The following is a 24855-nucleotide window of genomic DNA, read 5'->3' as shown; positions in this document are numbered from 1 at the left end:
GGAAAGGCGAAAAGGGGGCGTTGCAAACCCCGGTTCGCCGGATTGTTCCCGCGCCCTCACAATTTTTTTCACCGAATATAACGCTTCACCGCGCGATCGGTTCAACTTGCCCCGAAGGTTAATATTCCGCCTCGACGCGCGCGGCATCGCCGTTATCCCTTTCCAACATAAATCAAAGCAATTGGACGGGGTCGTCTTGGGACACAAATCGACGGGTGGATATATCGACCGCCTGCGCTCCTGGTTTCCGGAGCGCGAGTTTTTCATGCGGTCGCAGGGCCAGGTTCGCTTCCTGACCATCACCACGCGCATGCAGATGGCGGCAGCGGGTACCGTTGCCGCCGTGGCACTGGGCTGGGCCGTTTCGCTTGCCGCCATGGGCATCAGCCAGTGGCAGGCCAGCAGCGAGCGCGCCTCGCTGCTCGAGCGAGAAGCGAAGGTCAGCACCTCGGAAGAGCGGTTTGCCGCCTATTCCGACGACATCGCGGCAACCATCGCCGATCTCGAAGCGCGGCAGGAAATGCTGGATGGCATCGTCGAGATGCTGCCCGAGGACATCATGTCCAATGCCAACGACACGGTCACCGATTCGTCGGGAGAGAGCGAGGAGCTCATCTCGATGATCCGCTCTGTCTTCCCCGAAGCCGAAGGACTGGCGCGCATGGAAGCCCGCCAGCTCGCCTTCGCCGAACGCCTGACCCTTTATGCAGACCGCCGCTCCGCTCGCGCGGAGGAAGCCATCCGCCAGCTCGGCCTCGATCCGCGCGCCGTTTTGCGCTCGAACGAAAGCGCCATGGGTGGCCCGCTGGAAAGCCTCGCTTCCGAGGGCGACGGCTCGCTCGACCCGCGCTTCGAACGCCTTGGCCTCAGCCTGGCGCGGATGAGCGCGCTCGAACGCGGGCTCAACCAGATTCCGCAGGTGATGCCGGCCGATCTGAACTCGATTTCCTCGGGCTTCGGCTATCGCCGCGACCCGTTCCGCGGCACCCCCGCCATGCACCGCGGCCTGGACTTCCGCGCGCCGCACGGCTCCCCCATTCACGCCGCCGCCCACGGCCGCGTTTCCTTCGTGGGATGGAAGTCGGGCTACGGCAAGGTCGTGGAGATCGACCACGGCGCCGGCCTGGTCACACGGTATGCGCACATGTCCCGCTTCAACAGCGAAGTGGGCGCGCAGGTTGCCGCCGGCGACGTGATCGGCGCGATCGGCAGCACCGGCCGTTCGACCGGCCCGCACCTGCATTTCGAAGTGCGCATCAACAACACCGCGGTCAATCCGCGCCCCTTCCTGGAGACAGCCCCCGATGTTCTCGAACAAATCAGAGCCGAATTCGCCCCGGGCGACGGCGAAAGCAATGGTGAAACCGATGTCTAACCCTGGTGGTACCTTTTCCGTGATCGGGCCCGATGTGACCATTCGTGGTGACATCGAAGCCTCGGTCGATCTGCACGTCGACGGCAGCGTTGTCGGCAACATTGCCTGCGCCAGCCTGGTGCAGGGCGAAAGCAGCCGCGTCGAAGGCGAGATCAAGGCCGAGAGCGCCCGCCTTTCCGGCGAGGTGCAGGGCACGATCGAAGTGCGCGAACTGGTCGTCCTCAAGAGCGCCAGGATTTCCGGCGACGTCAGCTACGATACGCTGACCATCGAACAGGGCGCGTCGGTGGACGGTCGCTTCGCCCCGCTGCGCAGCAAGGGCGGACAGGCTTCGAGCGCCCCGGCCAAGCCGAGGGAAGAGCCCAAGTCCGACGACCAGCAGGGCGACGACAAGCCGCGCGGCCTGTCGTTGGCCGGCTAGGGCTGGATCAGAATTTGTGGAGGGGTGGGGCGGTCCAATGGGCCGCCCCAGTTCTTTGTGCGCTCGGCGCGCTGCGTCCGCCTAAAGGGAGCCCTGGCCGGGCTCGGTCTCGCCTTTTTCCTCGGCCGCGCGCTTGGCTTCCAGCCACGCTTCGGCCTCGGCTTCCTGCGCAGCCCGTGCGGCAGCCTTGACAGCCTCCTCACGCTCGCGGCGCAGTTCGGCAATCAGTTCCTGCTTGTCGTCACGCGGCGCAACGGGTTCCTGTGCCTCGACGTTCTCGTCTTCGGCCGACTCCTCGGCGGGCGCTGCGCGCTTGGCAGCCTTGGCCACCGCCGCATCGAGTTCGCGCTGCGAACACAGGCCCAGCGTCACCGGATCCTTGGGCTGGATGTTGGCGATGTTCCAGTGGCTGCGATCGCGGATCGCATTGATGGTGTTGCGGGTGGTGCCGATCAGCCGTCCGATCTGGGCGTCGGAAATCTCCGGGTGGTTGCGCAGGATCCAGGCGATGCCGTCGGGCTTGTCCTGCCGCTTGGACACGGGCGTATAGCGCGGTCCCTTTGTGCGGCTGACGTCGACCGGGGCCTTCTGCATCTTGAGCTGGTAATTCGGATCGGCCTGGCCACGCTCGATCTCCGCGTGCGTGAGTTCGCCAGAATGCACCGGGTCGCGGCCCGTGTACTTGGCGCCGGCAAGGTCGTCCGCCATCGCCTGCACTTCGAGGATATGCAGACCGCAGAAGTCGGCGATCTGGGTAAAGCTGAGCGCCGTATGGTCCACCAGCCAGCTGGCGGTGGCATGAGGCATCAGGGGCGTGGGCTGTTCGGCCACAACGTTTCTCCAAGCTGGAAATAAAAGGGCCGCCCCTCTCGGGACGGCCGTCGTCCCCGACGATGTAGGCCTTTTGCACGCAATCGGCAAGCGTTTGGCTCCATACCCCTCACGCGGGCGCGTGGGACAGGTCGAGCCGTTCCTCCTCTCGGGCGATTGGACACAGGCCCGCAAGGAACTGGTCCGCGCTGGCCTTCCAGGTGAATTCCCTTCCGTGGGCATGGCAGGCGCGCCGATCCAGGCGAAGGGCCGCGGCGATCGCATCCTCCAGCCTTTCCGCCATCGCGCCGCTGCGTGGCTGCAGGACATCGATCGGACCGGGGACAGGATAGGCGGCGACCGGCGTCCCGCAGGCAAGCGCCTCTATCATCACCAGGCCGAAGGTATCGGTCCTGCTCGGAAACACGAAGACATCGGCGCCGGCGTAGCAGGCAGCCAGCGCCTCGCCGCCGCGCCGTCCCAGGAAATGCGCATCGGGATAGGCAGCGCGCAGCCTGTCCATTGCCGGGCCATCGCCAACGACCACTTTCGTGCCGGGATGGGGGTTGGCGAGGAATGCCTCGATGTTCTTCTCGACCGCGACCCGCCCGACGTAAAGCTGGATCGGGCGGGGAAGGGAGAAGAAAAGGTCCGGCGGAGGATGGTCGGGATGAAACGTGTCCACCTCCACCCCGCGCCCCCAGTGATGCAGCGGACCGATGCCCTGATCGCGCAGTTGTCCGCGAATGGTTTCGGTCGCCACCATGATCCGTTCCGCCGGGGCGTGGAAGCGGCGTATGAACGGCCAGAACCAGCTGGCGGGAAGGCCGGAGCGGCGCGCGATATAGTCCGGAAACTGCGTGTGGTAGGCCGTCGTGAAGGGCAGTCGCCGCCGCTTGCAGTATCGCCGCGCGGCCCAGCCGAGCGGCCCTTCGGTGGCGATGTGGATGGTGTCGGGGCGAAATCCGTCCAGTCGCCTCGCCACCGCGCGCGGGCCGACAAGGGCGAGGCGTATCTCGGGATAGGAAGGCGCGGGTACGGAGCGAAAGAGATCCGGCGAGATGACCTCCACGTTATGCCCGCTGCTACGCAATTCACTGATGACGGCGGTCAAAGTGCGCACGACGCCGTTGACCTGGGGATGCCACGCATCGGTTATCAGCGCGATCTTCATCGGTCCGGCCCGCGTCCTCGGCTCAGGCGGCGACGGCGACGACACTGGCCGCTTTTTCCTCGCGCGCTTCGCGTCTGGCGACTTCATCCGGCCAGTTGAGGATTTCCATCCTCCCGTCAGCGTGCTCCACGAGGGCATTGCAGCCCTCTACCCAGTCACCGTCGTTCCAGTATTCGATGTTGTCGAATATGCGGTGTTCGGCGGTATGGATATGGCCGCAGACCACGCCGTCCACACCCCGCTCGGCGGCGGCGCGCGCCACGACCTCCTCGTATTTGCCGATGAACTCAACCGCGTTCTTCACCTTGTGCTTGGCCATCTTCGAGAGCGACCAGTACGGCAGGCCCAGGGCCTTGCGACCGGCGTTCACCCAGTGATTTACCCGCATCAGCGTGTGGTACAGCGCATCCCCCACGAAGGCGAGCCACCGGTGCGAGAGCATGACGGCATCGAACTCGTCGCCGTGCAGCACCATCAGGCGGCGACCGTCCGCGGTGTCGTGAAAGGCGGCGCGCCGGATCTCGATGCCACCGAAATTGAGGCCGGTGAACTGGCGAAACATCTCGTCGTGATTGCCGGGGATATAGACGATGCGCGTGCCGCGCTTGGCACGCTTGAGGATACGCCAGACGATATCGTTATGCGCGTCGGGCCAGTAGAACTTCTTCTTCAGCCGCCAGCCGTCGATGATGTCGCCCACCAGGTACATCGTCTCGCTGTCGACGTTGTCGAGGAAGTCGATCAGCAGCTCGGCGTTGCAGCCCTTCGTTCCGAGGTGGATGTCGGAAATCCATATGGTCCGATACTTGCGCCGCCCCTGGGGCGAGCGTTCGGGAATTGTCGGTTCTCGCCGATCGAAATCGGCAATCGTCGCAATCGCTCCGCCATTGCCGAGTTCGCCATCGAGATAAGTGCCAAACATATGCGCCGCGCCTCATCCGCTGCCTGTCTGACTTGCAGCCTATGAATCAACGATATGACACGGTGGCCACAGTTCGGTGGCAGTTTCGCGACAGTGTGACGGATTCGAGTCAGCGCACGATATATTGTTGCGGGGCAATCCAGGGGGAGGGCATGTTGTAGGGAACGGTGACGAACACCGCCTCCACATCTGCGATCTTTCCGTCCGCAATCTTGAACATTTCCAGCAGGCAGAAGCTGTGCGGGAAATGGAAGATGGAATCGTGACGGCTGCCATCGGTCCAGGTGACTTCGGTCAAGCGACCGGAATGGTCGATGAAGCCGCCCGCGACGACCAGGCCCTTCTGCTCGTCGACAAGCGGGAAGCGGCGATCGCGCAATCGGTCGTCGTACTTGTACTGGCCAAGGCGGAACTGGTCGGCCGTGCCCATGGCCGCGATGGGGTAACCCTCGATATCGACGTTGGTCGTCTGCAGGCCGTTTTCGATACGGTCGCAGTCGTCGGTGAAATGGGTGAACAGCTGTCCGTCGTTCAGTTGCAGCGTGTCGAAATAGCCGTTGGCGAGCGCAATCATTCGCTCCCGGCCCACCCGCTGTTCCGCCGGCACGTCGGCCAGCAGGCTTGGGCGCGGACGGCGGGCGGCGTCGATGACGGGAAACGGGCCCAGTTCATGGGGGCGGCAGATGATCGCCTCCGCCTCGGCAATGCGCCCGCCGGCCACCTTCAGGCGCAGGCACATCACGGCGGTGTCGGGCCCTTCGACGATATGGCCGAACCAGCAGACCTGCCCGGTGAGGGGGTCGGCGGCCCTGAGGTCGTAGTCGCGCGGAACGGCGCTTGCCGTGTTCCACACCCCGTCGCCCACGGCGAGCTGCACGTTGTTCTCGGTAAAGATCGCGTGCTCGGCCCAGGGCACCTGCGAGGGATCGCGCGCTGCAAGGGCATCGAGAAAGCCGTCCATCCGGGAAAGGAGTTCCTGGCGCGAGGCCGCGCTCTCGGGCATCGAATTGGCCATCAGCCAGCCGACCCCGCTACATCGAGCACGATCTTGCCGACATGCTCGCCCGCTTCCATCCGCCGATGGGCATCGGTAGCGTCGGCCAGGCGGAAGGTCCTGTCCATCACCGGTCGCAGGTCGCCGGTCTCGACCAGCGGCCAGACCTCCCGGAACAGTTCGTCGGCCAGCATGCCCTTGAAGACGTTGCTGCGCGGACGGAGGGTGGAGCCTGTGATGGTCTGACGTCGAACCATCATCTTCGCCATGTTGATCTCGGATTTCGGTCCGCCCAGCACGGCAATCACGACCAGGCGCCCGTCTTCGCCCAGGGCATCGAGATTGCGCTGGGTGTAGTCGCCCGCAACCACGTCGAGCACCAGGTTTACGCCCTTGCCGCCGGTGAAGGCCTTCGCCTCCTCTACGAAGTCCTGCGTGCGGTAGTTGATGGCGAGGTCGGCACCCACCTCCCGGGAGGCGGCGCACTTCGCATCCGATCCGCTGGTGGTGATGACCCGCAGACCGAACACCTTCGCCAGCATGGTCGCCATCGTGCCGATACCCGAGGTGCCGCCGTGGATCAGGATCGTTTCTCCATCGCGGGCGAAGCCGCGCTGGAAAACGTTGTGCCACACCGTGAAGAGCGTTTCGGGAATCGCGGCGGCCTGCGCCATCGAAAGACCAGCGGGCACCGGCAGGCAGTGCTCGGGCCGCGCAATGCAGTATTCCGCATAACCCCCGCCGTTCACCAGCGCGCACACGCGCTTGCCCTGTTCCGACGGGTCCACCCCTTCGCCGAGCGATATGACCTCGCCCGCGATTTCAAGTCCCGGCAGGTCGGACGCTCCCTCGGGCGGGGGATAGAGACCGGCGCGTTGCAGGCAATCCGGACGGTTCACCCCGGCATGATCCACCCGGACCAGAACCTCTCCCCGGCCGGGGCGCGGCACCTCACGCTCGGCAGCACGCAGCACGTCCGGTCCGCCCGGCTCCTCGATGGCGATGACCGTCATCGATTTCGGCAAGGTATTAAACAAGAAGGCCCCCCGTTCCCTTCGATTTCGATGCACAGTCCTAGGGATGCGTGCCATTGACAGCAAGCGCCCGGTTGGTGATGTTGCACTGCAATGGAAGACGAGCTTCCCCGGATGCGTTCCGACGCGGCCGGCCAGTTGGCCGGCGAGAACCTCGACAGCTATTCGCAGGACGAGTTGATGGCGCGCATCCAGCTGCTGGAAGCGGAGATCGCGCGGGTCAGAACCCATCACGAGAAGGCCGCGGCGCACCGCCAGGTGGCGGATCAGCTGTTCAAGCCGCGAGAGACCGATTGATGGACCCGCGGTGGTCCTTCGTCCCCCTCGAAATTGCGCGGATGCGCACCATATACTCGTCATACCTAGCCGCCGGCCGCAACGCCCGTGGGTTTACCCCTTGCGTTAGGCCCATATTCACCAAACCAGCCGCACATTCGTTTCCCATCCCCGCCATGGCCTGAGGCCAGCCAAGGATCACCATGCCAAGTTTTGCCCAGAACCTCGAAAAGACCCTCCACACCGCGATCCAGCACGCGATCGACCGCAGCCACGAGTACGCGACGCTCGAGCACCTGCTGCTGGCACTGGTGGAGGACGCGGATGCGGGCGAGGTGATGAACGCCTGCGGTGTGGACATGGACGAGCTGGGCGGCGTGGTGCGCCAGTACCTCGACCAGGAATACCAGTCGCTCAAGACCGAGGAAGACGCCGATCCGCAGCCGACCGCCGGCTTCCAGCGCGTGATCCAGCGCGCCATCCTGCACGTGCAGTCGTCCGGCAAGGACACGGTCACCGGCGCCAACGTGCTTGTCGCGCTTTTCTCCGAGCGCGACAGCTACGCCGTCTATTTCCTGCAACAGCAGGACATGAGCCGACTCGACGCGGTCAGCTTCATCAGTCACGGCATCGGCAAGGGCGGTCGCCAGCTGGAAGACCGTTCCCCTACCGGGACCGAAGAGGAATCGCAGGCTCGCGGCGAGGAAAAGCCGGAGAAGAACAAGAAGGATTCCGCGCTCGACCAGTTCTGCGTGAACCTGAACCAGAAGGCGCTGGACGGTAAGGTCGATCCGCTAATCGGCCGCGGCCCGGAAGTGGACCGCACGGTGCAGATCCTTTGCCGCCGCTCCAAGAACAACCCGCTCTACGTGGGCGATCCGGGCGTCGGCAAGACCGCGATCGCAGAGGGCCTGGCCCGCAAGATCGTGGAGGGCGACGTGCCCGAGGTGCTCGAACCCGCCGTCATCTACGCGCTCGACATGGGCGCGCTGCTGGCAGGTACGCGCTATCGCGGCGATTTCGAGGAGCGGCTGAAGCAGGTCGTCAACGAACTCGAGAAGATGCCCGATGCCATTCTTTTCATTGACGAAATTCACACCGTGATCGGTGCGGGCGCAACCAGCGGCGGGGCGATGGATGCCTCCAACCTCCTGAAGCCCGCGCTTTCCAGCGGCGCGATCCGCTGCATCGGTTCGACCACCTACAAGGAATTCCGCAACCACTTCGAGAAGGACCGCGCCCTGCTGCGCCGGTTCCAGAAGATCGACGTGAACGAACCGACCGTGGAAGACACGATCAAGATCCTCAAGGGCCTGAAGAGCGCCTTCGAGGAGCATCACGGCGTGAAGTACACGCCCGACGCGCTGAAGACGGCCGTCGAGATGAGCGCGCGCTACATCAACGACCGCAAGCTGCCCGACAAGGCCATCGACGTGGTGGACGAAGTGGGCGCAATGCAGATGCTGGTGCCGCCCAGCCGCCGCCGCAAGACGATCACCGCCAAGGAGATCGAGAAGGTCGTGGCGACGATGGCGCGCATCCCTCCGAAGTCGGTCTCCAAGGACGACAAGAAGGCACTCGGCAGCCTCGAGAAGGACCTGAAGCGCGTGGTCTATGGCCAGGACGAGGCGATCGAACGCCTCTCCACCGCCATGAAGCTTTCGCGTGCCGGCCTTCGCGAAGCGGACAAGCCCATCGGCTCGTTCCTGTTCTCCGGTCCCACCGGCGTCGGCAAGACCGAGGTCGCGCGCCAGCTCGCCTCGATCATGGGAATCGAGCTGAAGCGCTTCGACATGTCCGAGTACATGGAGCGCCACAGCGTCTCCCGCCTGATCGGCGCGCCTCCGGGCTATGTCGGCTATGACCAGGGCGGCCTGCTGACCGATGCCATCGATCAGCACCCGCACTGCGTGCTGCTGCTCGACGAGATCGAGAAGGCTCACCCCGACCTGTTCAACATCCTGCTGCAGGTGATGGACAACGGCAAGCTGACCGATCACCACGGCAAGACCGTCGATTTCCGCAACGTGGTCCTCATCATGACGACCAACGCGGGCGCCTCGGATGCCGCCAAGCAGGGCATCGGTTTCGGCGCGGGCCAGAAGACGGAAGCCTCGGAAGAAGCGGTGAAGAAGATGTTCACCCCCGAGTTCCGCAACCGCCTGGATGCCGTGGTGCCTTTTGCCTACCTCGGAACCGATACCGTCAGCCGCGTGGTCGACAAGTTCATCCTCCAGCTGGAACTCCAGCTGTCGGAGCAGAACGTGCACATCCAGTTCGACAGCGATGCTCGCGAATGGCTGGCCCGACGCGGCTATGACAAGCTCATGGGCGCACGCCCCATGGCCCGCCTGATCCAGGAAAAGGTCAAGCAGCCGCTCGCGGAGGAACTGCTGTTCGGCAAGCTTTCCGCCGGCGGCGAGGTGCATATCAGCGTGAAGGACGACAAGCTCGCCTTCGAACTGACTCCGGCACCGCCCAAGGGCAAGCCGAAGCGCAAGAGGAAGAGCACGGCGAAGAAGACCGCGTCCAAGGATACCGACACCTCTTCCGCAGGCGAGGACAAGGGCGGCAACGCGTCCGAGGACTAGGCGGCAGCAACGGTGCGGGCTAGTCTCGCGCCATGACGCCGAAATTCGCAACTGTAATGCTGGCGGCGGGGGCGATGGCCTCCGCCGCTCCGCTTTTGGCGCAGGTGAGCGCCCCGCCACTTCACGAGCGCACGGCGCAGACCGACCTGCCGCTGGAAGGGCCGCGCGCGGCCATGCAGCTCGAACATGTGGGCCTGTCCTTCGAACTCGATCCCGGACGCAAGGCGATCAATGGCGATGGCCGCTACCGTGTGCTGGCGGAGGAGAGGCTTTCCCAGTTGGTCTTCGATTTCGATCCGCGGTTCCGGGTAAGCGTCGTGCGGCTGGAGGGTCAGTTCCTCGAACCCGACCATTGGGAGAGCGTGGACGGACTGCTGACCATCGACCTGCCCGCTCCCGTCTCCGCAGGGACGACGACGCAGGTGCAGATCGGGTGGGACGGCGCGCCGCACGAGGCGCTCAACGCGCCCTGGGAAGGGGGCTTCGTCTGGTCGGAAACCGAGGATGGCCAGCCGTGGATCGCCACGGCTCTGCAGGGAGAGGGGTGTGACCTTTTCTGGCCCTGCATAGACCACTCCTCCCACCGCATCGGAACGCTGGATCTGGTCGTCACTGTGCCAGATGGGCTCATTCCTGCCGGGAATGGAAGCCTGATTGGTACAGCGGACGCGGGAGACTCGACTACCTGGCACTGGCGGGCGCGCGATCCAAGCAACTATGGGGTCACCCTCCAGATCGGCCCCTACGAGCTGGCCGAACGGAGCTACGAGAGCCGCTTCGGCAACACCATCCCGCTGAAGTTCTGGCATCTTCCCGGTCACGAAGAAGGCGCGAACCGCCTGCTGGGCGAAATGGCGGACCAGATCGACTTCATGGAAAGCCGCTTCGGCCCCTATCCTTTCGCCGACGAGAAGGCGGGCGTCGCCGAGACGCCGCACCTCGGCATGGAGCACCAGACCATCAATGCCTACGGCAACGGCTTCAAGCCCGAGCCCTTCGGCCACGACTGGCTGCTGCAGCATGAATTCGCCCACGAGTGGTTCGCCAACCAGCTGCGCAACGCCACGATCAACCACATGTGGCTGGCCGAGGGGATCACCACCTGGACGCGGCCGCTCTATCTCGAACACACCCGCGGCGAGATGCTCTACGACGCGGCGATGTGGGACCTGCGCCAGCGGGTCTGGAGCCGCGTTCCGCTGGTGCCGGCTGAAGGCGAACTGCCCGACTACAACGATGCGGATGCGAAATGGGGTGACGACATCTATTTCAAGGGCGCGTGGATCATGCACACGCTGCGCTATCTCGTCGGCGAAGAGGTGCTGTTCCCAGCGATAACGCGTCTCACATACGGCACCGACGATCCGCAGCCCGGTGCAATCAGCCCCGTGAACCGAACGACCGAAGACTTCCGGGCCATTCTGGAAGACATCGTCGGCGAAGACCTGGGCTGGTTCTTCGATGCCTATTTCCACCAGGCCGAACTGCCCGAACTGGTCGCCGCGCGAGACGGCGAGGACCTGCTGCTTGCCTGGGACACGCCATCGGAACTTCCCTTCGCCATGCCGGTGGAAGTGCGTGTGGGTGACACGGTGCAGCAGGTCGCCATGCCGGGCGGACACGGACGCCTCCCGCTCGGCAGTGCCGATGCGCATTACCTGCTCGATCCTGCCAACCGCATCCTGAAGTACGATGCCGCCGTCGAGGCGGCGCAGAATGCCGATGCGGGGGGCTAGGCCGGAACGAAACTTGCGCGGCGCAACTTTCTAGACTCGATGAGCGCGCCCTTTTCCTGGATCCGGCCCGAACCCCACGGCGTGCACGTGGTGCCCGCCGATGCCTGGATCGACCCGTCGAAGGCGGTGGACCGCGCGCTCGTGACCCACGGCCACGCCGACCATGCGCGCGGCGGGCACGGCCAGACGGTCGCAACGCCAGAGACGCTGGCGATCATGGACCTGCGCTACAACACTCGCGAGGGGGCGACCCCGGTCGAGTACGGCGAGACGATCCGGCTAAAGGGCGGCGTCGATGCCAGCTACATTCCCGCTGGGCACGTTCTGGGCAGCGCGCAGATCCTGCTGGAGCACGCGGGCGAGCGGGTGGTCATCACCGGCGACTACAAGCGCCGCGCCGATCCCACGTGCCCGCCCTTCGAAGTGACGCCCTGCGATATCTTCATCACCGAGGCGACCTTCGGCCTGCCGCTGTTCACCCACCCGCCGATCGCGGATGAGATGGCCAAACTGCTGGGGCGGCTGGAGGCCCATCCCGATGCCTGCGTGCTGGTAGGCGCCTATGCCCTCGGCAAGGCCCAGCGCGTGATCGCCGAACTGCGCGCGGCAGGGCACCACCAGCCCATCTACCTCCACGGCGCAATGGAAAAGATGTGCCGGCTTTACCAGGAATTCGGCGTGGACCTGGGCGAACTGCGGCTGGTTTCCGATCACGAGAAGGACGACATGCGCGGCCACGTCGTGGTCTGCCCGCCCTCGGCCCTCAACGATCGCTGGAGCCGCCGCCTGCCCGATCCGATCACCGCCATGGCCAGCGGCTGGATGCGCGTTCGCCAGCGGGCACGGCAGCGCAATGTCGAACTGCCGCTGGTCATCTCCGACCATGCCGACTGGGACGAACTGACCCGCACGATCGAGGAAGTCGATCCGCACGAAACGTGGATCACCCATGGCCGGGAGGAGGCCCTGCTGCGCTGGCACCAGCTTCACCAGCGGCGCGCACGGGCGCTGGCCCTGGTCGGCTACGAGGACGAGGATGACTAGAGGAGACGCGCCATGACCGTAACCTTCGTTCCCTACTTCGCCTATGAGGACGCCGACGCTGCGATCGACTACCTCGTTCGCTGTTTCGGGTTCGAGATCAGCGCGCGCTATGATGCAGAGGATGGCTCCGTCATGCACGCCGAACTCATCTTCGGCGAAGGCACGATCATGCTGGGTTCCGCCAAGGGTGGGCCGGGCGATCCGAAACCCGGCCATGGCACCTATGTGGTTGTCGACGACGTCGATGCCCATCACGCCCGCGCGGTGGAAGGCGGGGCGCGCGTGGTCTACCCGCCGGAGGACACCGAGTTCGGCACTCGCCGCTGGCGGGCGAAGGATTCCGTAGGCTACGAATGGAGCTTCGGCAGTTACGTCCCCAGGACGGGCGGCACGAGCATCGAGACGGGGTAGGCCTTGGAGGAATTCGCCGCCCTTATCGACGCGCTCATCTATACCCGCAGCCGTAACGAGAAGTTGCGGCTGATTGCGGAGTACCTGCGCGCCACTCCCGATCCGGACCGTGGCTGGGCCCTGGCGGCCCTGACCGACGGACTCGACTTCAAGGCTGTAAAGAGCTCGACGATCCGCAATCTGCTCAAGGAACGCGTCGATCCGGTGCTGTGGAGCCTGAGCCGCGACTTCGTGGGCGACACGGCAGAGACGGCCAGCTTCCTGTGGCCGGAACCTGTGGGAGAGGTGGCGCCGCCGCCGTCCGTGGCCGAGGCCGTGGACGCGCTCTCGCGGATGACCCGGGCGAATGCCATGGCCGAACTGCCGCGCCTGCTCGACCGGCTGGATTCGCAGGGGCGCTACGCCTTCTTCAAGCTGGCGACTGGCGGGATGCGCGTGGGCGTCTCCAGTCGCCTCGCCAAGGTCGCCTTCGCGCAGGCCTTCGACGTATCGGTGGATGACGTGGAGGAATACTGGCACGCGCTGGAGCCGCCCTATGCCGACCTGTTCGCCTGGGCAGCCGACGGCGCCGACCCGCCCGACACCGCGAACATGCCCCTGTTCAAGCCCTTCATGCTGGCGCACCCGCTGGAAGAGACGGTGGTCGATCTTGCCGACTACGCGGCGGAATGGAAGTGGGACGGCATCCGCGTGCAGCTGGTCCACGTTGCAGGGGAGACTCGGGTCTATTCGCGAAGCGGCGATGATATCTCCGCGACTTTCCCCGAATTAGTGGATGCGCTGGACATTGCGGCCGTGCTCGATGGCGAACTGCTCGTCCGCGGCGACGTGCAGGGCGGAGAGACCGGCGGCGCGGCCAGCTTCAACGCGCTGCAGCAGCGCCTTGGCCGCAAGACCGTGTCGAAGAAGATGCTGTCCGAAAGCCCCGCCTTCGTGCGCCTTTACGACGTGCTCTCGCTGGAAGGAGAGGACCTGCGCGACCTGCCGTGGACCAGGCGGCGGGGCCGTCTGGAGAAACTCATGCCGCGCCTGCCCGATGCGCGGTTCGATCTCAGCCAGCTGGTGGAGGCGCGCGACTTCGACCATCTCGCGCAGATCCGCGAAGGCGCGCGCGACGATGCCATCGAGGGGCTGATGCTCAAGCGGCGCGACAGCCTCTACGTCCCCGGTCGCAAGTCCGGGCTGTGGTACAAGTGGAAGCGCGATCCGCTGCTGATCGATTGCGTGCTGATGTATGCCCAGCGAGGCAGCGGCAAGCGTTCCAGCTTCTACTCCGATTACACGTTCGGATGCTGGGACGGCGACCCGGACGAAGGGGCCGACCTGCTGCCGGTGGGGAAGGCCTACTCCGGTTTTACCGACGCAGAGCTGAAGAAGCTCGATCGCCACGTACGCCAGAAGACGGTGAACCGCTTCGGCCCGGTGCGGGAAACCGACAAGAGCCTGGTGTTCGAAGTCGCTTTCGATTCGGTCCACGCCAGCAAGCGGCACAAGTCCGGCCTCGCCATGCGTTTCCCGCGCATCCACCGGATCCGCTGGGACAAGCCGGTGCACGAGGCTGACAGGATCGAGGCGCTGCGCGCGCTGGTTCGCGACTAGGGGACGCTGCCCGAAAGTTGCGCCGCGCAACAGTTGCGGCGGCCGGGCGGAAAATCAGTCTTCGGGAGTTCCGCGCAGCGCGGCGAGATGCTTTTGCGCCAGCCGGCAATAACGCTCCGTCTGGAATTTCACCTTTGCCAGCTGCGCCTCGTCCTGCGTGCGGAAATACTTGGCCGGGCGCCCGATCCAGATTTCGCCCTCGCCAATCACCTTGCCGGGGCTGAGCAGCGCACCTGCTCCGAGCATGCCCCCGGCGCGAATGCGAGCATCGTCCATGGCGACGGCTCCCATGCCCACGAAGCCGCGGTCCTCCACCGTGCAGCCGTGCACGACGGCCATGTGACCGATCACGCAATCCTCCCCGATGATCGTGGGACACCCCTCGGTGTCGGGGCGCGGACCCTCGACATGAAACACGCTGCCATCCTGCACGTTGCTGCGCGCGCCCACCACGATGCGGTGGATGTCGCCGCGCAGCACGCAATTGTACCAAACGCTCGCTTCAGGTCCGATGGTGACATCGCCTATGATGCGCGCCCCGGGCGCCACGAAGGCGGTTTCATGGATCTGCGGCACCTTGCCTTCGAATGGCAGGATCGTGGCACCGGGAAAGCGGGCGTCACTGTCAATGTGGCTTGTGAGGGTCACAGGAAGTTCTCCCATACCAGGTAGGGCAGGACCGATGCGTAGTCGTCCGTCCACACCGGCCCTTCGGGCGCGGAGAGCAGGCGCCAGTCGGCGGTCGTGGACAGGGCATCCAGCGGGGCGCGGTCGGGGGCCATGGCAATCCACGTCGAGGAATACAGATCGTTCCTGCGCACCGGCTCGTCCTGCAGCAGCATCGCGTTGAGGCCGCGCGCCTGTGCCAGCCGCGCCACCACGGGTTCCAGCCGCACATAGCGGTTGGAGGTATGCAGCAGCAACAGTCCTCCCGGCGCCAGCGCGCGCTCGTAGATCTCCATGGCTTCCAGCGTCAGCAGGTGCAGCGGGATGGCGTCGGACGAGAACGCATCGATCACCAGCACATCGAAGCTGGCGGGCGGCAGGTCCTGCAGGCGCAGGCGCGCGTCGCCGATGATGACTTCCGCATCCGGAGCGCATTGCTGCAGGAAGCTGAACTGGCCCGAGCGAGAGAATTCCAGAACCGTGGGATCGATCTCGAAGAAGGTCCAGTCCTGGCCCGGCTGACGATAGCAGGCGAGCGTACCCACGCCGAGACCGACCGCTCCGATCCGCGCATTCCCGCCAACGATCCGTCCAGCCTCCGCCAGCGCCAGGCCCACGCCGGAACTGCGCCCGTAGTATGCCGTCGGCTCGCGGGCGTCGTCACCCGTGCGCTGGATTCCGTGGATGGTGGTTCCGTGCATCAGGATTCGGTCGCCGTCGGCGCGCTGGGTGATCGAATAGATGCCGAAATAGCTCCGCTCGCGCTCCCCGCCCATGCTGGCGAGCAGGTTCGTAAGTCCTCCCAGCGACAGCAGGATCGCCGCGCTGGCAAGCACGAAGGACAGCCGCCGCGCGGCCAGTACCATCGCGAAGGCCAGGATCACCAGCAGCGCCAGCCAGTCCACCCATTCGAGCACCTGCTCTTCCTGGACCCGGGAATAGAGAAGCAGGGCGGTGTTGAAGATCACGAACACGCCGACGATCAGCACCACGCGCGCGGTGTTCCGATCGCGCGTTATGCGACCGAGCAGGCCACGCCACGGCCCAAGGGGCACCAGCGCGGCTGCGGCCAGGATCAGCAGCGGATGCTCCCAGGTCCAGTCGAACAGGAGAGGGGAGAGGATAGCCGTGAAGACGCCGCCCAGCGCACCGCCCGCTGCCAGGTAGAGATAGAACTGCGACAGGCGCGCGGGGCCGGGGCGCAGGTCGTAGAGCCGCGCGTGCAGGGCGGTCGCCACCACGAACAGCAGGATCACGCTGGCGATCGCGGCCAGCAGGTCTGCTCGCCCGGCCGCGAATATCGCGATGCCGCCATCCACCAGCAGCACCAGCGGGGCGAGGAACAGGAACAGCTGCGCGGGGCCGCGTCTCTCGCCAAAGCCGATGGTGTAGCTGAGAAGGTAGAGGCCGAGCGGAATGACCCACAGGAGCGGGATCGCCATGATGTCGGTGGTAAGGAACGTGGTCGTCGAAAGCATCAGGCCCGAAGGCACCGCGGGCAGCAGCAGCCACATGGCCTTGCGCCGCCAGCCGATTTCCTCGTCTTCGCCGGCCTTGCTTTCCGTCCGCTCCGCAACGTCGCGGCGACTGAAGACCGCGCACGCCACCAGCACCACCATCGCGATATAGCCCAGCGTCCAGCCCCAGCTCTGCGAGCCGAGCGTCAGCAGCGGTTCGGCCACCAGCGGATAGGCCAGTAGGCCGGCAAAGCTGCCGAGGTTCGAGGCAGCATAGAGCGGGTAGGGGTTGCCCGCCTCGGGGTGAGTGGCAAACCATCGCTGGATCAGCGGTGCCTGCGCGGAAACCGCGAAGAAGGCCGGCCCCACCGTCAGCAGGAACAGCCAGGGCACCCATACCACTTCCCAGCCGCTTTCCGGCTGAGAAACGGGTGCGAGGGCGAGCGGCAGCGTTAGTCCGGCGAGGGCCAGGACGACGAGATGGATCACGCCCTGCCGTCGAACCGAGAAGCGGCCGATGGCGTGGGCGTAGGCATAGCCCGCCAGCAGCAGCGCCTGATAGACCAGCATGGCGCTGTTCCAGACGTTCGGCGCGCCGCCCAGCTGCGGCAACGCCATGCGCGCCACCATCGGCTGCACGAGGAACAGCAGGAAGCTGCCCGCCAGAATCGTGGCCGTGAACAGCCAGCGGCGCGGGGGCTCTGCGCGGTCAGCCATCGGCGCGGTCAGTCCATTGCTGCGCGGTAATGGAATATACGATGGTAGGGTTCAGCTCGGCAGGCCATCGCGCGTCCTGAAAGTCCAGATCCTTCCGGCGCACCATCCCAAGTCTCTGCATGAGGCCCCAGCTGGCTGCATTGCCCTGCACGGTCAACGCAACAATTTCCGCGTAGGCGAAGCGTCCGAAACCCAGGTCCAGCGAGGCCGAGGCGGCCTCCTTCGCGTAACCCCGGCCCCAGGCATCCTCGCGCATGCGCCAGCCGATCTCCGGCATGTCGAAGACGGGCGCGCCCTCCACGTTCGATCGCTTGAGGCCGCAGAAGCCGAGCAGTTCGCCCGAGAGATGTCCGTCATCGGCCTTGCGTTCGACAACCCAGAAGGTGTGCCCGAAATTCTCGCGATAGCCTTCCAGCCGATGCCGCGCGTCGGCTTTCGCCGCTTCGTCCGCAGGATCGCCCAGCCAGCGCATCACCGCCGGCGTGTTGGTCAACTCCCAGAAGCGTGGCCAGTCAGCCTCGCGCCAGTCGCGCAATACCAGGCGATCGGTCTCGTGACGGAATTCAGCCATTCAGGATACGGGCGGCCACCGGGGCATGGTAGGTCAGCACGCCGGTGCAGCCCGCGCGCTTGAAGGCGATCAGCTTTTCCATCAGCAGCGCATCCCGCTCTCCCACGCCGGCGGCTGCGCCAGCCTCTATCAGGGCGTATTCGCCACTGACCTGGTAGGCGAAGACGGGCACGTGGAACCGCTCCTTCACACGCCAGATGATGTCGAGGTAGGCGAGACCCGGCTTCACCATCACGCTGTCCGCGCCCTCGGCAATGTCCAGCTCCACCTCGGCCAGGGCTTCCTGGGCGTTGGCGGGATCCATCTGGTAGGTCTTTTTGTCGCCGACCAGACGGCCGCCGGAACCCACGGCATCGCGGAACGGGCCGTAGAACGCGCTGGCGTACTTCGCGGCGTAACTCATGATCTGGACATTGGCGTGTCCGCCCATCTCCAGCGCCATGCGGATGGCCTTTATGCGACCATCCATCATGTCGGACGGGGCTATGATGTCCGCGCCCGCCTCGGCCTGGTTCAGCGCCTGGTCGACCAGTACGGCAACCGTATCGTCGTTGGCGACATAGCCGGTTTCGTCGACCAGCCCATCCTGCCCGTGGGTGGTGTAGGGATCGAGAGCGACATCGGTGAGGATGCCGATGTCGGTTCCGCAGGCATCGCGCACGGCGCGGATCGCGCGGCACATCAGGTTCTCGGGATTCAGGGCCTCTTCGCCATTATCGCTGCGCAGGCTTGCTGGCGTGTTCGGAAACAGCGCGATGCAGGGAATGCCCAGATCGACCGCTTCCCGGGCGCGTTTCGCGATCCCGTCCACCGACCAGCGCGATACGCCCGGAAGGCTGGCGACGGGATCCTCCACCCCCTCGCCATCGGTGACGAAGAGGGGCCAGATCAGGTCCGCGCTCGTCAGCACCGTCTCGCGGTGCATGGCGCGGCTCCAGGTGGTGGCCCGCGTCCGGCGCAGGCGGGTGTTGGGATAGCTTCGTGTCATCGGCTGCCCCCTGTGCCGCAAATCACCAAGCCCGGCAATCGCGAGCGTGCAGTGGTCAGCTCACCCGCTGGCGATTCTCGATGCGATCAATCTCGCGCACTGGCTCTTCTTCCATCGACGGGTCGGGCGGCAGGTCGGCAAGAGCGGCTCCGGGTTCGACCAGTTGCAGGCGCACGAGCTGTTCGCGGAAGCGGGCCATTTCCTCGCGGGAAAGCTGCGCCCGGTCGACGAAGCGCACGCTGGCCGGGTCGATCTTCTGGCCGTTGCGATACATCTCGTAATGGAGGTGCGGACCGGTGGAGAGGCCGGTGGAGCCGACGTAGCCGATCACCTGTCCGCGGCGCACTTGCTCGCCGTTGCGAACGGCAATGCGGCTCATGTGCGCATATCCCGTGGAAAGTCCGCCGCCGTGGCGGATGCGCACGAAATTGCCGTAGCCGCCGTTGCGACCGGAGAAATTCACCGTGCCATCGGTGACGGCATAGATCGGCGTTCCGTGGCGGGCCCGGAAATCGAGGCCCGAGTGCATGCGGCGATAGCCGAGGATCGGGTGGCGGCGCATCCCGTAACGCGAGGTGATGCTGCCCGGAACCGGTGCCACGAGCCCCTCGCGCGCGGCGCCTTCGCCGGATGCGTCGTAGAAGCGGCCTTCGCGCCCGAAGCGCATCAGCTGCTTCTTCGGACGGTCGTCGCGGATGATCGCCGCGTAGAGCAGGTCGCCCACTTCCACTTCACCCGTGGCGGCACGGCGATAGTCCACGATCATGTCGAATTCGTCGCCCGCACCGATTTCCCGATTCAGGTCCACGTCGACGCCGATGGTGCGCAGGAACTGCTGCACCGCGCTTGGTGGAGCGCCCGCGGCGCGGGCAGAGCGATAGAGACTGCTGCCCACGGTGCCGCGAATGCGCAGCGGCGTGGTATCGACCATGATCGGCCGCGGATCGAGCACGAGCTGGCCGCCGCGCCGCTCGACCGCCAGTTGCAGGTCGAAGCGGGCTCGGAACGACAGGGCATCGACCGGTCGCGGCGCGTCGGACGACGTGCGGCGACCCAGGGTGATGTCCACCTGCGTGCCCGACGAGATATCTTCAAGCGACACCGCCTGGCCCACCATGGCGGCGATCGCCAGCGCCTCCTCCTTGCTCACGCCCGCGCGGCGGAGCATGCGGTCGAAGCCGTCGCCCTGCGCCAGGGTCGCGACAAGATCCACGCTCGGGCGTTCCGGCGCGGAAGCGAGTGGTACCACCGCCGCGGTCGCGCCCATGCGGCGGCCGCTGTCGGCCCCGAATGCAAGGGGCTGGATCATCTGGCTGCGGAATTCGTCGCGCACGCGGTCGTCGATACGCATGGATGGTGCGGCCTCGACCGAGGAGAAGCCCGGCCACCCGGCAATGGCGATGGCGGATAGGCCCACCAGCGTGGCCACTCCGCGCAGCCATCGGCGCGAGCCGATATCGTCGCCTAGATCGGGCGCGAGTTCCACTTTCGACAGACGGGCCGACATGGCGCTGCGCCACGATTGCGAGACCTGCGCAAGGCTGGATGCGTTCCGCTTGCGCTTGGCCCTGGATGACGGTCCGGATTCGACGATGTCGGACATGGCAGGCTCGGCGGGCGAATAGTCGCCCGGCCCCACGGCCTGCTGCCTGTCGCGATCGGTGTACAACGCGCCCTCCTTGCTGGTCGCGATAGAGCCGGGATCCCTTCCGGATGCGGCGCAACCTGCATTCCAGCTCCAGGTAATTGTCCGAAAGCCTGCAGCAATAAAGTAAATTTGCGCTTAACGGCGATGAGTCGAGTCTCACCAGCGCCGAACCGAGTCCGAACGCGAAAGCAATGACATCGGTTGCGCGATACGCGGCGAATCTCCATGTCTGTCCGCGTTGTGAAATCCTCCCACCCCGACAGCCGGATTCGGGCCGTCCTCGGCCCTACGAACACCGGCAAGACCCACCTCGCGATCGAGCGCATGTGCGGCCATTCGAGTGGCGCCATCGGCTTTCCGCTCCGGCTGCTGGCGCGCGAGGTCTACGACAAGGTCTGCCGGCTGAAGGGCGAAGCGGCCTGCGCGCTGATAACGGGGGAAGAACGGATCGAGCCGCCCGGCGCGCGCTATTTCCTCTGCACGGCGGAAGCCATGCCTCGTGACGGAGGGAACCATGCCTTCGTTGCGCTGGACGAGGCCCAGCTGGGTGCGGACCGCGAGCGGGGCCACATCTTTACCGATCGCCTGCTGAATGCGCGCGGCCGGGAGGAGACCATGCTGCTCGGCTCCGCCACGCTTGAACCGATGGTGCGCCAGCTGGTGCCACAGGCGCAGATCGAGGAGCGGCCGCGCTTCTCCACCCTTACCTACGCCGGGAGTTCGAAGCTGTCGCGCCTGCCTCCGCGCAGCGCCATCGTCGCCTTCTCGATAGAGCAGGTATACCAGGTCGCGGAGCTGCTGAGGCGTTTTCGCGGCGGCGCGGCGGTGGTGATGGGCGCGCTTTCACCACAAACGCGAAATCGGCAGGTTGAATTGTTCCAATCCGGTGAGGTCGATTACATCGTCGCCACCGATGCCATCGGCATGGGCCTCAACCTCGACGTTCATCACGTTGCCTTTGCCGCGCTGTCGAAGTTCGACGGCGTCAGTCAGCGTCGCCTGACGCCCGCCGAAATGGCGCAGATCGCCGGACGCGCGGGAAGGCACCAGACGGACGGCAGCTTCGGCACGCTCTCGGGCAATCGCCGCGGCGCCCCGCTGGAACTGACCGATGACGAGATCTACGCCATCGAGAACCACCGGTTTGCTCCCGTCACCCGCCTCTTCTGGCGCGAGCCCGAGCCGCGTTTCGACACCCTCGACACGTTGATCGGCGATCTCGAGGCGCGGCCAATGCAGGAAGGGCTTGCGGCGGCTCCCGAAGCGATAGATCTGGCCGTGCTGAAGCGCCTCGCCGAACAGCCGGAAGTCGTCGCGACGGTGACCAGCCCCGGTCATGTGCGTCGATTCTGGGAAGTCTGCCAGTTGCCCGACTTTCGCCAGCAGGGCGCCGATGCCCATGCCCGCTTCGTCGCGCGGCTCTGGAGTGACCTGCAGCACGGGCATATCGGCGCCGATTTCGTCGCCGCGCGCATTTCCGACCTGAACAGGACGGCAGGCGACATCGATACGCTGCAAGGCAGGCTCTCAGGCATCCGCAGCTGGGCCTACATCTGCCAGCGTCCCGACTGGGTGCTGGCGCGCGACGAAATGGCCGCGCGGGCACGGCAGGCGGAAGCCACGCTTTCCGATGCCTTGCACCAGAAGTTGACGGAGCGTTTCGTAAACCGGAGAACCTCGGTATTGATGAAGGGTATGGGAAAGGATGCAGGTCTCTTGCGCGTCGAACTGAAGAATGATGGCCAGGTCACGGTGGAAGACCAGCCGATCGGCCACCTGGAGGGATTCCGCTTCGTGGTCGACGCCGATGCCACCAGCGAAGAGCGCAAGCTGATGCTGGCCGCGGCGGAAAAGCACATGGCCGGGCTGCTCGCCCAGAAGGCGCAGAAGCTCGTGGCCGACGAACTGGGCGAATTGCGAATCGCAGGCGGACAGGTGATGCGCGGCGACCAGAGCGTGGCCGTGCTCGAGAAAAGCAAGACGCCCAGCCGGCCGCGGCTGGTCATGGCGAAGGAGCTTGGCCAGCTCGATCCCGCCCACCGCTCGCGATTGCAGGACGCGCTGGAATTGTGGCTCGAGGAACAGCTGCAGCCGCTCGCGCCGCTGCGCGCGATCGAAGATGCCGCCAGCGATCCGGAAGCAGGCAGCGAAGTGCGCGCGCTGCTGCTGACGCTGGCCGACCGCAACGGAACGACGCGCCGCGAGGATGCCGGCCTTGCCCACGTACCCAAGGAAAAGCGGCCGTTCCTGCGCCGCCTCGGCGTGACCATCGGTTCGCTGGATGTTTTCGTCCCGGCCCTGCTCAAGCCCGCGCCGCGCAAGCTGTTGCACGATCTGGGTTGCGATCCACGCCCGGTGAACGAGGCGATGGAAGCCGTGATCGAGGGCGGACACCAGCTGCCCGCAGGCTATCGCCGCGCAGGGAAACAGGCGATCCGCATCGACATGGCGGAAAAGCTGTTCCGCGCCGCCCACGAAAGGCGCGCCCGTGCACCACAGGGACGCGACGTTCGCGGTTTTTCGGTCGATACGGCGCTCGCCACCAGCATGGGACTGCTGCCCGAGAACTTCCGCAGCCTGATGAAGGACGCGGGCTTCCGCTCCGGCCAGCCGGTGGAACTGGCCGCGGGCGCCCATGGCCCGCCACGTCCGATTCCGTGGACCTGGCGCGCGCCGCGCAAGGATTTCGCTCCGCCAGCAGGCCGCCGCGCGAAGCAGGGCGGCGACGCGAAGCGCAAGGGCGCCAAGGCCCCCGACAAGAGACAGCCGAGGCCAGACCGGGAGCGGCGCCGCGAGCCCACCGGTGACGGAGGCGCAGCCTTCGCCGGGCTTGCGGACCTGATCAAGAAGGGCTGATGCGGCTCGACCTGCTCCTCGTGCGGCTGCGCTTTGCGAAAAGCCGCACGATTGCACAGCGCTGGATCGCCGAGGGCCATATCCGCTGCAACCGCGCCCGCATCGAGCGCCCCGGTCACGCGATATGCGCCGGCGATGTCCTGACCCTGCCGGTCGGGCGCGGCGTGCGCGTCATCGCCATAGAAACGCTGCCGGAAAGGCGCGGCCCGCCGAAAGAGGCGCGCGAGCATTACCGGGAACTTGACGCTTGCCCGTCTATCGCCATAGCAGGGGCCGAATCGCGGCCATTCCCGGCCAAGCACGAGGGACAATTGTTACCATGACCTATGTCGTCACCGACGCCTGCATCAAGTGCAAGTACACGGATTGCGTCGAAGTCTGCCCGGTGGACTGCTTCTACGAAGGCGACAACATGCTCGTCATCAACCCGTCCGAATGCATCGACTGCGGCGTGTGCGAACCGGAATGTCCGGCAGAAGCGATTCTGCCCGATACCGAAGGCGGTCTGGAGAAGTGGCTGGAGATCAACACCAAGTTCTCCGCCGAATGGCCCAACATCACCGAGAAGAAGGAGCCGCCCGCCGACGCCGACGAGCACAAGGGCGAGGAAGGCAAGTTCGACAAGTATTTCTCGCCGGAACCCGGCGAGGGCGATTGACCGGAAGCCGTGAACAAATGCCCGCTCCCTGCGTTGCGGGGGCATGGGCATACTCGATAGACTGAAACGCGCCTGGGCCGCATCGGGCGAAGACAACATCTCCATCCTTGCAGCCGGCGTCGCCTACTACGCGTTCCTGGCCATGGTGCCCTTGCTGGCCGCGATCGTCCTGTCCTACGGGCTGATAGCGGATCCCGAACTGGTGGCCCGGCACATCAATGCGCTGGCTGCAAACCTTCCGGGCTCGGCGGCCGAACTTATCGGCGGCCAGCTCGAGGCGGTCGTGGAGACCTCCGGAACGGCCAAGGGCCTCGGGCTGCTGCTGGCGCTGGTTCTCGCCTTCGTGGGCGCGCGCAACGGAGCAGGGGCGCTGATCACCGCGATCGGGCTCGCCTTCGACGACAGCGAGAAACGCGGCTTCGTTCGCGGCAATGCGCTTGCGCTGGTCGTGACGCTGGGTGCCGTGCTCGGTCTTGGCCTTGTTGCGGCTGCACTTTCGGTTACCGCGGCGATCACCGACATGCTGCCGAACCTCTCGGGCACGGGCCAGGTGCTGGGTCAGGTCGCGACCTATGCCATCCTGGCGGTGGTTGGCGCGCTGGGCACGGCCTGGCTCTATCGCCGGGTGCCCAAGGCCTATTCGCCACGACTTCACGACGTGCTGCCCGGTGCACTGATCGCCAGTATCGGGCTGGTGGTACTGACCCTCGCCTTTGGCTTCTACGTCGCCAATTTCGGGAGTTACAACGCCACTTACGGCTCTCTGGGCGCAGTCGTCGTATTGCTGACCTGGCTATACCTTTCCGCCTACGTCCTGCTTTTGGGTGCTGAAATCGCGGCAGTGTGGGCGCAGGAAAAGCGGCTCTAGCCGCCATCTCCGGGCGCTGAATTGCAAGACTCGCAATAT

At 65.7% G+C, this 24855-nt stretch carries 22 protein-coding genes; 12 read left to right on the top strand and 10 right to left on the bottom strand.

The features are described 5' to 3' along the window. Positions 1-196 precede the first annotated feature (196 nt). Together AAA989_RS07135 and AAA989_RS07130 are read left to right on the top strand one after the other, a co-directional pair. Positions 197-1375 (top strand): M23 family metallopeptidase, encoded by a 1179-nt coding sequence (locus AAA989_RS07135; RefSeq protein WP_338242085.1) that lies wholly within the window; start codon positions 197-199, stop codon positions 1373-1375. Continuing rightward, positions 1305-1796: a bactofilin family protein gene (locus AAA989_RS07130; protein WP_434781430.1), complete on the top strand. Its 492-nt coding sequence runs from the start codon at positions 1305-1307 to the stop codon at positions 1794-1796. Before AAA989_RS07135 ends, AAA989_RS07130 begins: the two co-directional genes overlap by 71 nt. A gap of 81 nt (positions 1797-1877) precedes the next feature. On the opposite strand, the gene AAA989_RS07125 is transcribed toward AAA989_RS07130, so the two are convergent. The 5 genes from AAA989_RS07125 to AAA989_RS07105 form a co-directional block, all read right to left on the bottom strand. Beyond that, positions 1878-2603: a cell cycle transcriptional regulator TrcR gene (locus tag AAA989_RS07125; RefSeq protein ID WP_338242083.1), complete on the bottom strand. Its 726-nt coding sequence runs from the start codon at positions 2601-2603 to the stop codon at positions 1878-1880. A gap of 133 nt (positions 2604-2736) precedes the next feature. Continuing rightward, the gene (locus tag AAA989_RS07120) at positions 2737-3780 is read right to left on the bottom strand and encodes a glycosyltransferase family 4 protein (protein ID WP_338242082.1); all 1044 of its coding nucleotides are present in this window, start codon (positions 3778-3780) and stop codon (positions 2737-2739) included. 22 nt (positions 3781-3802) lie between these two features. Beyond that, a complete protein-coding gene (locus tag AAA989_RS07115; protein WP_338242080.1) occupies positions 3803-4702 on the bottom strand; it encodes a UDP-2,3-diacylglucosamine diphosphatase in 900 nt (299 codons plus the stop codon). Positions 4703-4811: 109 nt separating this feature from the next. Beyond that, positions 4812-5717: a DUF8021 domain-containing protein gene (locus AAA989_RS07110; RefSeq protein WP_338242079.1), complete on the bottom strand. Its 906-nt coding sequence runs from the start codon at positions 5715-5717 to the stop codon at positions 4812-4814. Next, on the bottom strand, positions 5717-6709 hold the full coding sequence (locus tag AAA989_RS07105; protein ID WP_338242078.1) for an NAD(P)H-quinone oxidoreductase: 993 nt from the start codon (positions 6707-6709) through the stop codon (positions 5717-5719). Before AAA989_RS07105 ends, AAA989_RS07110 begins: the two co-directional genes overlap by 1 nt. A gap of 114 nt (positions 6710-6823) precedes the next feature. Between AAA989_RS07105 and AAA989_RS07100 the strand changes: the two genes are divergently transcribed. The 6 genes from AAA989_RS07100 to AAA989_RS07075 all read left to right on the top strand — a co-directional run bounded on the left by AAA989_RS07100 (position 6824) and on the right by AAA989_RS07075 (position 14387). Continuing rightward, positions 6824-7027, top strand: coding sequence for a DUF1192 domain-containing protein (locus AAA989_RS07100; protein WP_338242077.1), 204 nt, complete (start codon positions 6824-6826; stop codon positions 7025-7027). A gap of 182 nt (positions 7028-7209) precedes the next feature. Continuing rightward, positions 7210-9597: an ATP-dependent Clp protease ATP-binding subunit ClpA gene (clpA, locus tag AAA989_RS07095; protein WP_338242076.1), complete on the top strand. Its 2388-nt coding sequence runs from the start codon at positions 7210-7212 to the stop codon at positions 9595-9597. A gap of 32 nt (positions 9598-9629) precedes the next feature. Then, entirely contained in the window at positions 9630-11333 is a 1704-nt protein-coding gene (locus AAA989_RS07090; RefSeq protein WP_338242075.1) for a M1 family metallopeptidase, read from the top strand. A 39-nt stretch (positions 11334-11372) separates the two neighbouring features. After that, complete coding sequence (locus AAA989_RS07085; protein WP_338242074.1) at positions 11373-12377, top strand: ligase-associated DNA damage response exonuclease; 1005 nt, start codon at positions 11373-11375, stop codon at positions 12375-12377. Between the two features lie 12 nt (positions 12378-12389). After that, the gene (locus AAA989_RS07080) at positions 12390-12788 is read left to right on the top strand and encodes a VOC family protein (protein WP_338242073.1); all 399 of its coding nucleotides are present in this window, start codon (positions 12390-12392) and stop codon (positions 12786-12788) included. Between the two features lie 3 nt (positions 12789-12791). Beyond that, positions 12792-14387, top strand: coding sequence for a cisplatin damage response ATP-dependent DNA ligase (locus AAA989_RS07075; protein WP_338242072.1), 1596 nt, complete (start codon positions 12792-12794; stop codon positions 14385-14387). Positions 14388-14441: 54 nt separating this feature from the next. Here AAA989_RS07075 and AAA989_RS07070 read toward each other — a convergent pair whose 3' ends face one another. The 5 genes from AAA989_RS07070 to AAA989_RS07050 are packed head-to-tail and all read right to left on the bottom strand — an operon-like array spanning position 14442 to position 20455. After that, entirely contained in the window at positions 14442-15035 is a 594-nt protein-coding gene (locus AAA989_RS07070) for a gamma carbonic anhydrase family protein (protein WP_338242071.1), read from the bottom strand. After that, positions 15032-17227, bottom strand: a complete 2196-nt coding sequence (locus tag AAA989_RS07065; protein WP_338242070.1) for a fused MFS/spermidine synthase — start codon at positions 17225-17227, stop codon at positions 15032-15034. The genes AAA989_RS07070 and AAA989_RS07065 overlap by 4 nt, the downstream gene beginning before the upstream one ends. Beyond that, the gene (locus tag AAA989_RS07060; protein WP_338242069.1) at positions 17220-17798 is read right to left on the bottom strand and encodes a GNAT family N-acetyltransferase; all 579 of its coding nucleotides are present in this window, start codon (positions 17796-17798) and stop codon (positions 17220-17222) included. The genes AAA989_RS07065 and AAA989_RS07060 overlap by 8 nt, the downstream gene beginning before the upstream one ends. Then, on the bottom strand, positions 17791-18786 hold the full coding sequence (gene hemB, locus AAA989_RS07055) for a porphobilinogen synthase (protein WP_338242067.1): 996 nt from the start codon (positions 18784-18786) through the stop codon (positions 17791-17793). The genes AAA989_RS07060 and hemB overlap by 8 nt, the downstream gene beginning before the upstream one ends. A gap of 55 nt (positions 18787-18841) precedes the next feature. Next, positions 18842-20455 (bottom strand): peptidoglycan DD-metalloendopeptidase family protein, encoded by a 1614-nt coding sequence (locus AAA989_RS07050; RefSeq protein ID WP_338242066.1) that lies wholly within the window; start codon positions 20453-20455, stop codon positions 18842-18844. 204 nt (positions 20456-20659) lie between these two features. On the opposite strand from AAA989_RS07050, the gene AAA989_RS07045 reads away from it, so the two are divergent. The 4 genes from AAA989_RS07045 to AAA989_RS07030 are packed head-to-tail and all read left to right on the top strand — an operon-like array spanning position 20660 to position 24816. Beyond that, complete coding sequence (locus AAA989_RS07045) at positions 20660-23290, top strand: helicase-related protein (protein WP_338242065.1); 2631 nt, start codon at positions 20660-20662, stop codon at positions 23288-23290. Beyond that, positions 23290-23613 carry a S4 domain-containing protein gene (locus tag AAA989_RS07040; RefSeq protein ID WP_338242064.1) on the top strand — a complete coding sequence of 108 codons (324 nt, stop codon included), beginning with the start codon at positions 23290-23292 and terminating at the stop codon, positions 23611-23613. Before AAA989_RS07045 ends, AAA989_RS07040 begins: the two co-directional genes overlap by 1 nt. Beyond that, positions 23610-23948: a ferredoxin FdxA gene (fdxA, locus tag AAA989_RS07035; protein ID WP_338242063.1), complete on the top strand. Its 339-nt coding sequence runs from the start codon at positions 23610-23612 to the stop codon at positions 23946-23948. Before AAA989_RS07040 ends, fdxA begins: the two co-directional genes overlap by 4 nt. A gap of 43 nt (positions 23949-23991) precedes the next feature. Then, a complete protein-coding gene (locus AAA989_RS07030; RefSeq protein WP_338242062.1) occupies positions 23992-24816 on the top strand; it encodes a YihY/virulence factor BrkB family protein in 825 nt (274 codons plus the stop codon). The last annotated feature ends 39 nt before the right edge of the window (positions 24817-24855 follow it).

The sequence above is a fragment of the Aurantiacibacter hainanensis genome (genome assembly GCF_036321025.1).
Taxonomy (GTDB): Bacteria; Pseudomonadota; Alphaproteobacteria; order Sphingomonadales; family Sphingomonadaceae; genus Alteraurantiacibacter; species Alteraurantiacibacter hainanensis.
This window is presented reverse-complemented; position numbering and strand designations above follow the sequence as displayed.

Coding starts and splice junctions, on each gene's coding strand:
- AAA989_RS07130 (WP_434781430.1), top strand. CDS start 1,305: ATGTTCTCGAACAAATCAGAGCCGAATTCGCCCCGGGCGACGGCGAAA.
- AAA989_RS07125 (WP_338242083.1), bottom strand. CDS start 2,603: ATGCCTCATGCCACCGCCAGCTGGCTGGTGGACCATACGGCGCTCAGC.
- AAA989_RS07120 (WP_338242082.1), bottom strand. CDS start 3,780: ATGAAGATCGCGCTGATAACCGATGCGTGGCATCCCCAGGTCAACGGC.
- AAA989_RS07115 (WP_338242080.1), bottom strand. CDS start 4,702: ATGTTTGGCACTTATCTCGATGGCGAACTCGGCAATGGCGGAGCGATT.
- AAA989_RS07110 (WP_338242079.1), bottom strand. CDS start 5,717: ATGGCCAATTCGATGCCCGAGAGCGCGGCCTCGCGCCAGGAACTCCTT.
- AAA989_RS07105 (WP_338242078.1), bottom strand. CDS start 6,709: ATGACGGTCATCGCCATCGAGGAGCCGGGCGGACCGGACGTGCTGCGT.
- AAA989_RS07100 (WP_338242077.1), top strand. CDS start 6,824: ATGGAAGACGAGCTTCCCCGGATGCGTTCCGACGCGGCCGGCCAGTTG.
- clpA (WP_338242076.1), top strand. CDS start 7,210: ATGCCAAGTTTTGCCCAGAACCTCGAAAAGACCCTCCACACCGCGATC.
- AAA989_RS07090 (WP_338242075.1), top strand. CDS start 9,630: ATGACGCCGAAATTCGCAACTGTAATGCTGGCGGCGGGGGCGATGGCC.
- AAA989_RS07085 (WP_338242074.1), top strand. CDS start 11,373: ATGAGCGCGCCCTTTTCCTGGATCCGGCCCGAACCCCACGGCGTGCAC.
- AAA989_RS07080 (WP_338242073.1), top strand. CDS start 12,390: ATGACCGTAACCTTCGTTCCCTACTTCGCCTATGAGGACGCCGACGCT.
- AAA989_RS07065 (WP_338242070.1), bottom strand. CDS start 17,227: ATGGCTGACCGCGCAGAGCCCCCGCGCCGCTGGCTGTTCACGGCCACG.
- AAA989_RS07060 (WP_338242069.1), bottom strand. CDS start 17,798: ATGGCTGAATTCCGTCACGAGACCGATCGCCTGGTATTGCGCGACTGG.
- hemB (WP_338242067.1), bottom strand. CDS start 18,786: ATGACACGAAGCTATCCCAACACCCGCCTGCGCCGGACGCGGGCCACC.
- AAA989_RS07045 (WP_338242065.1), top strand. CDS start 20,660: ATGTCTGTCCGCGTTGTGAAATCCTCCCACCCCGACAGCCGGATTCGG.
- AAA989_RS07040 (WP_338242064.1), top strand. CDS start 23,290: ATGCGGCTCGACCTGCTCCTCGTGCGGCTGCGCTTTGCGAAAAGCCGC.
- fdxA (WP_338242063.1), top strand. CDS start 23,610: ATGACCTATGTCGTCACCGACGCCTGCATCAAGTGCAAGTACACGGAT.
- AAA989_RS07030 (WP_338242062.1), top strand. CDS start 23,992: ATGGGCATACTCGATAGACTGAAACGCGCCTGGGCCGCATCGGGCGAA.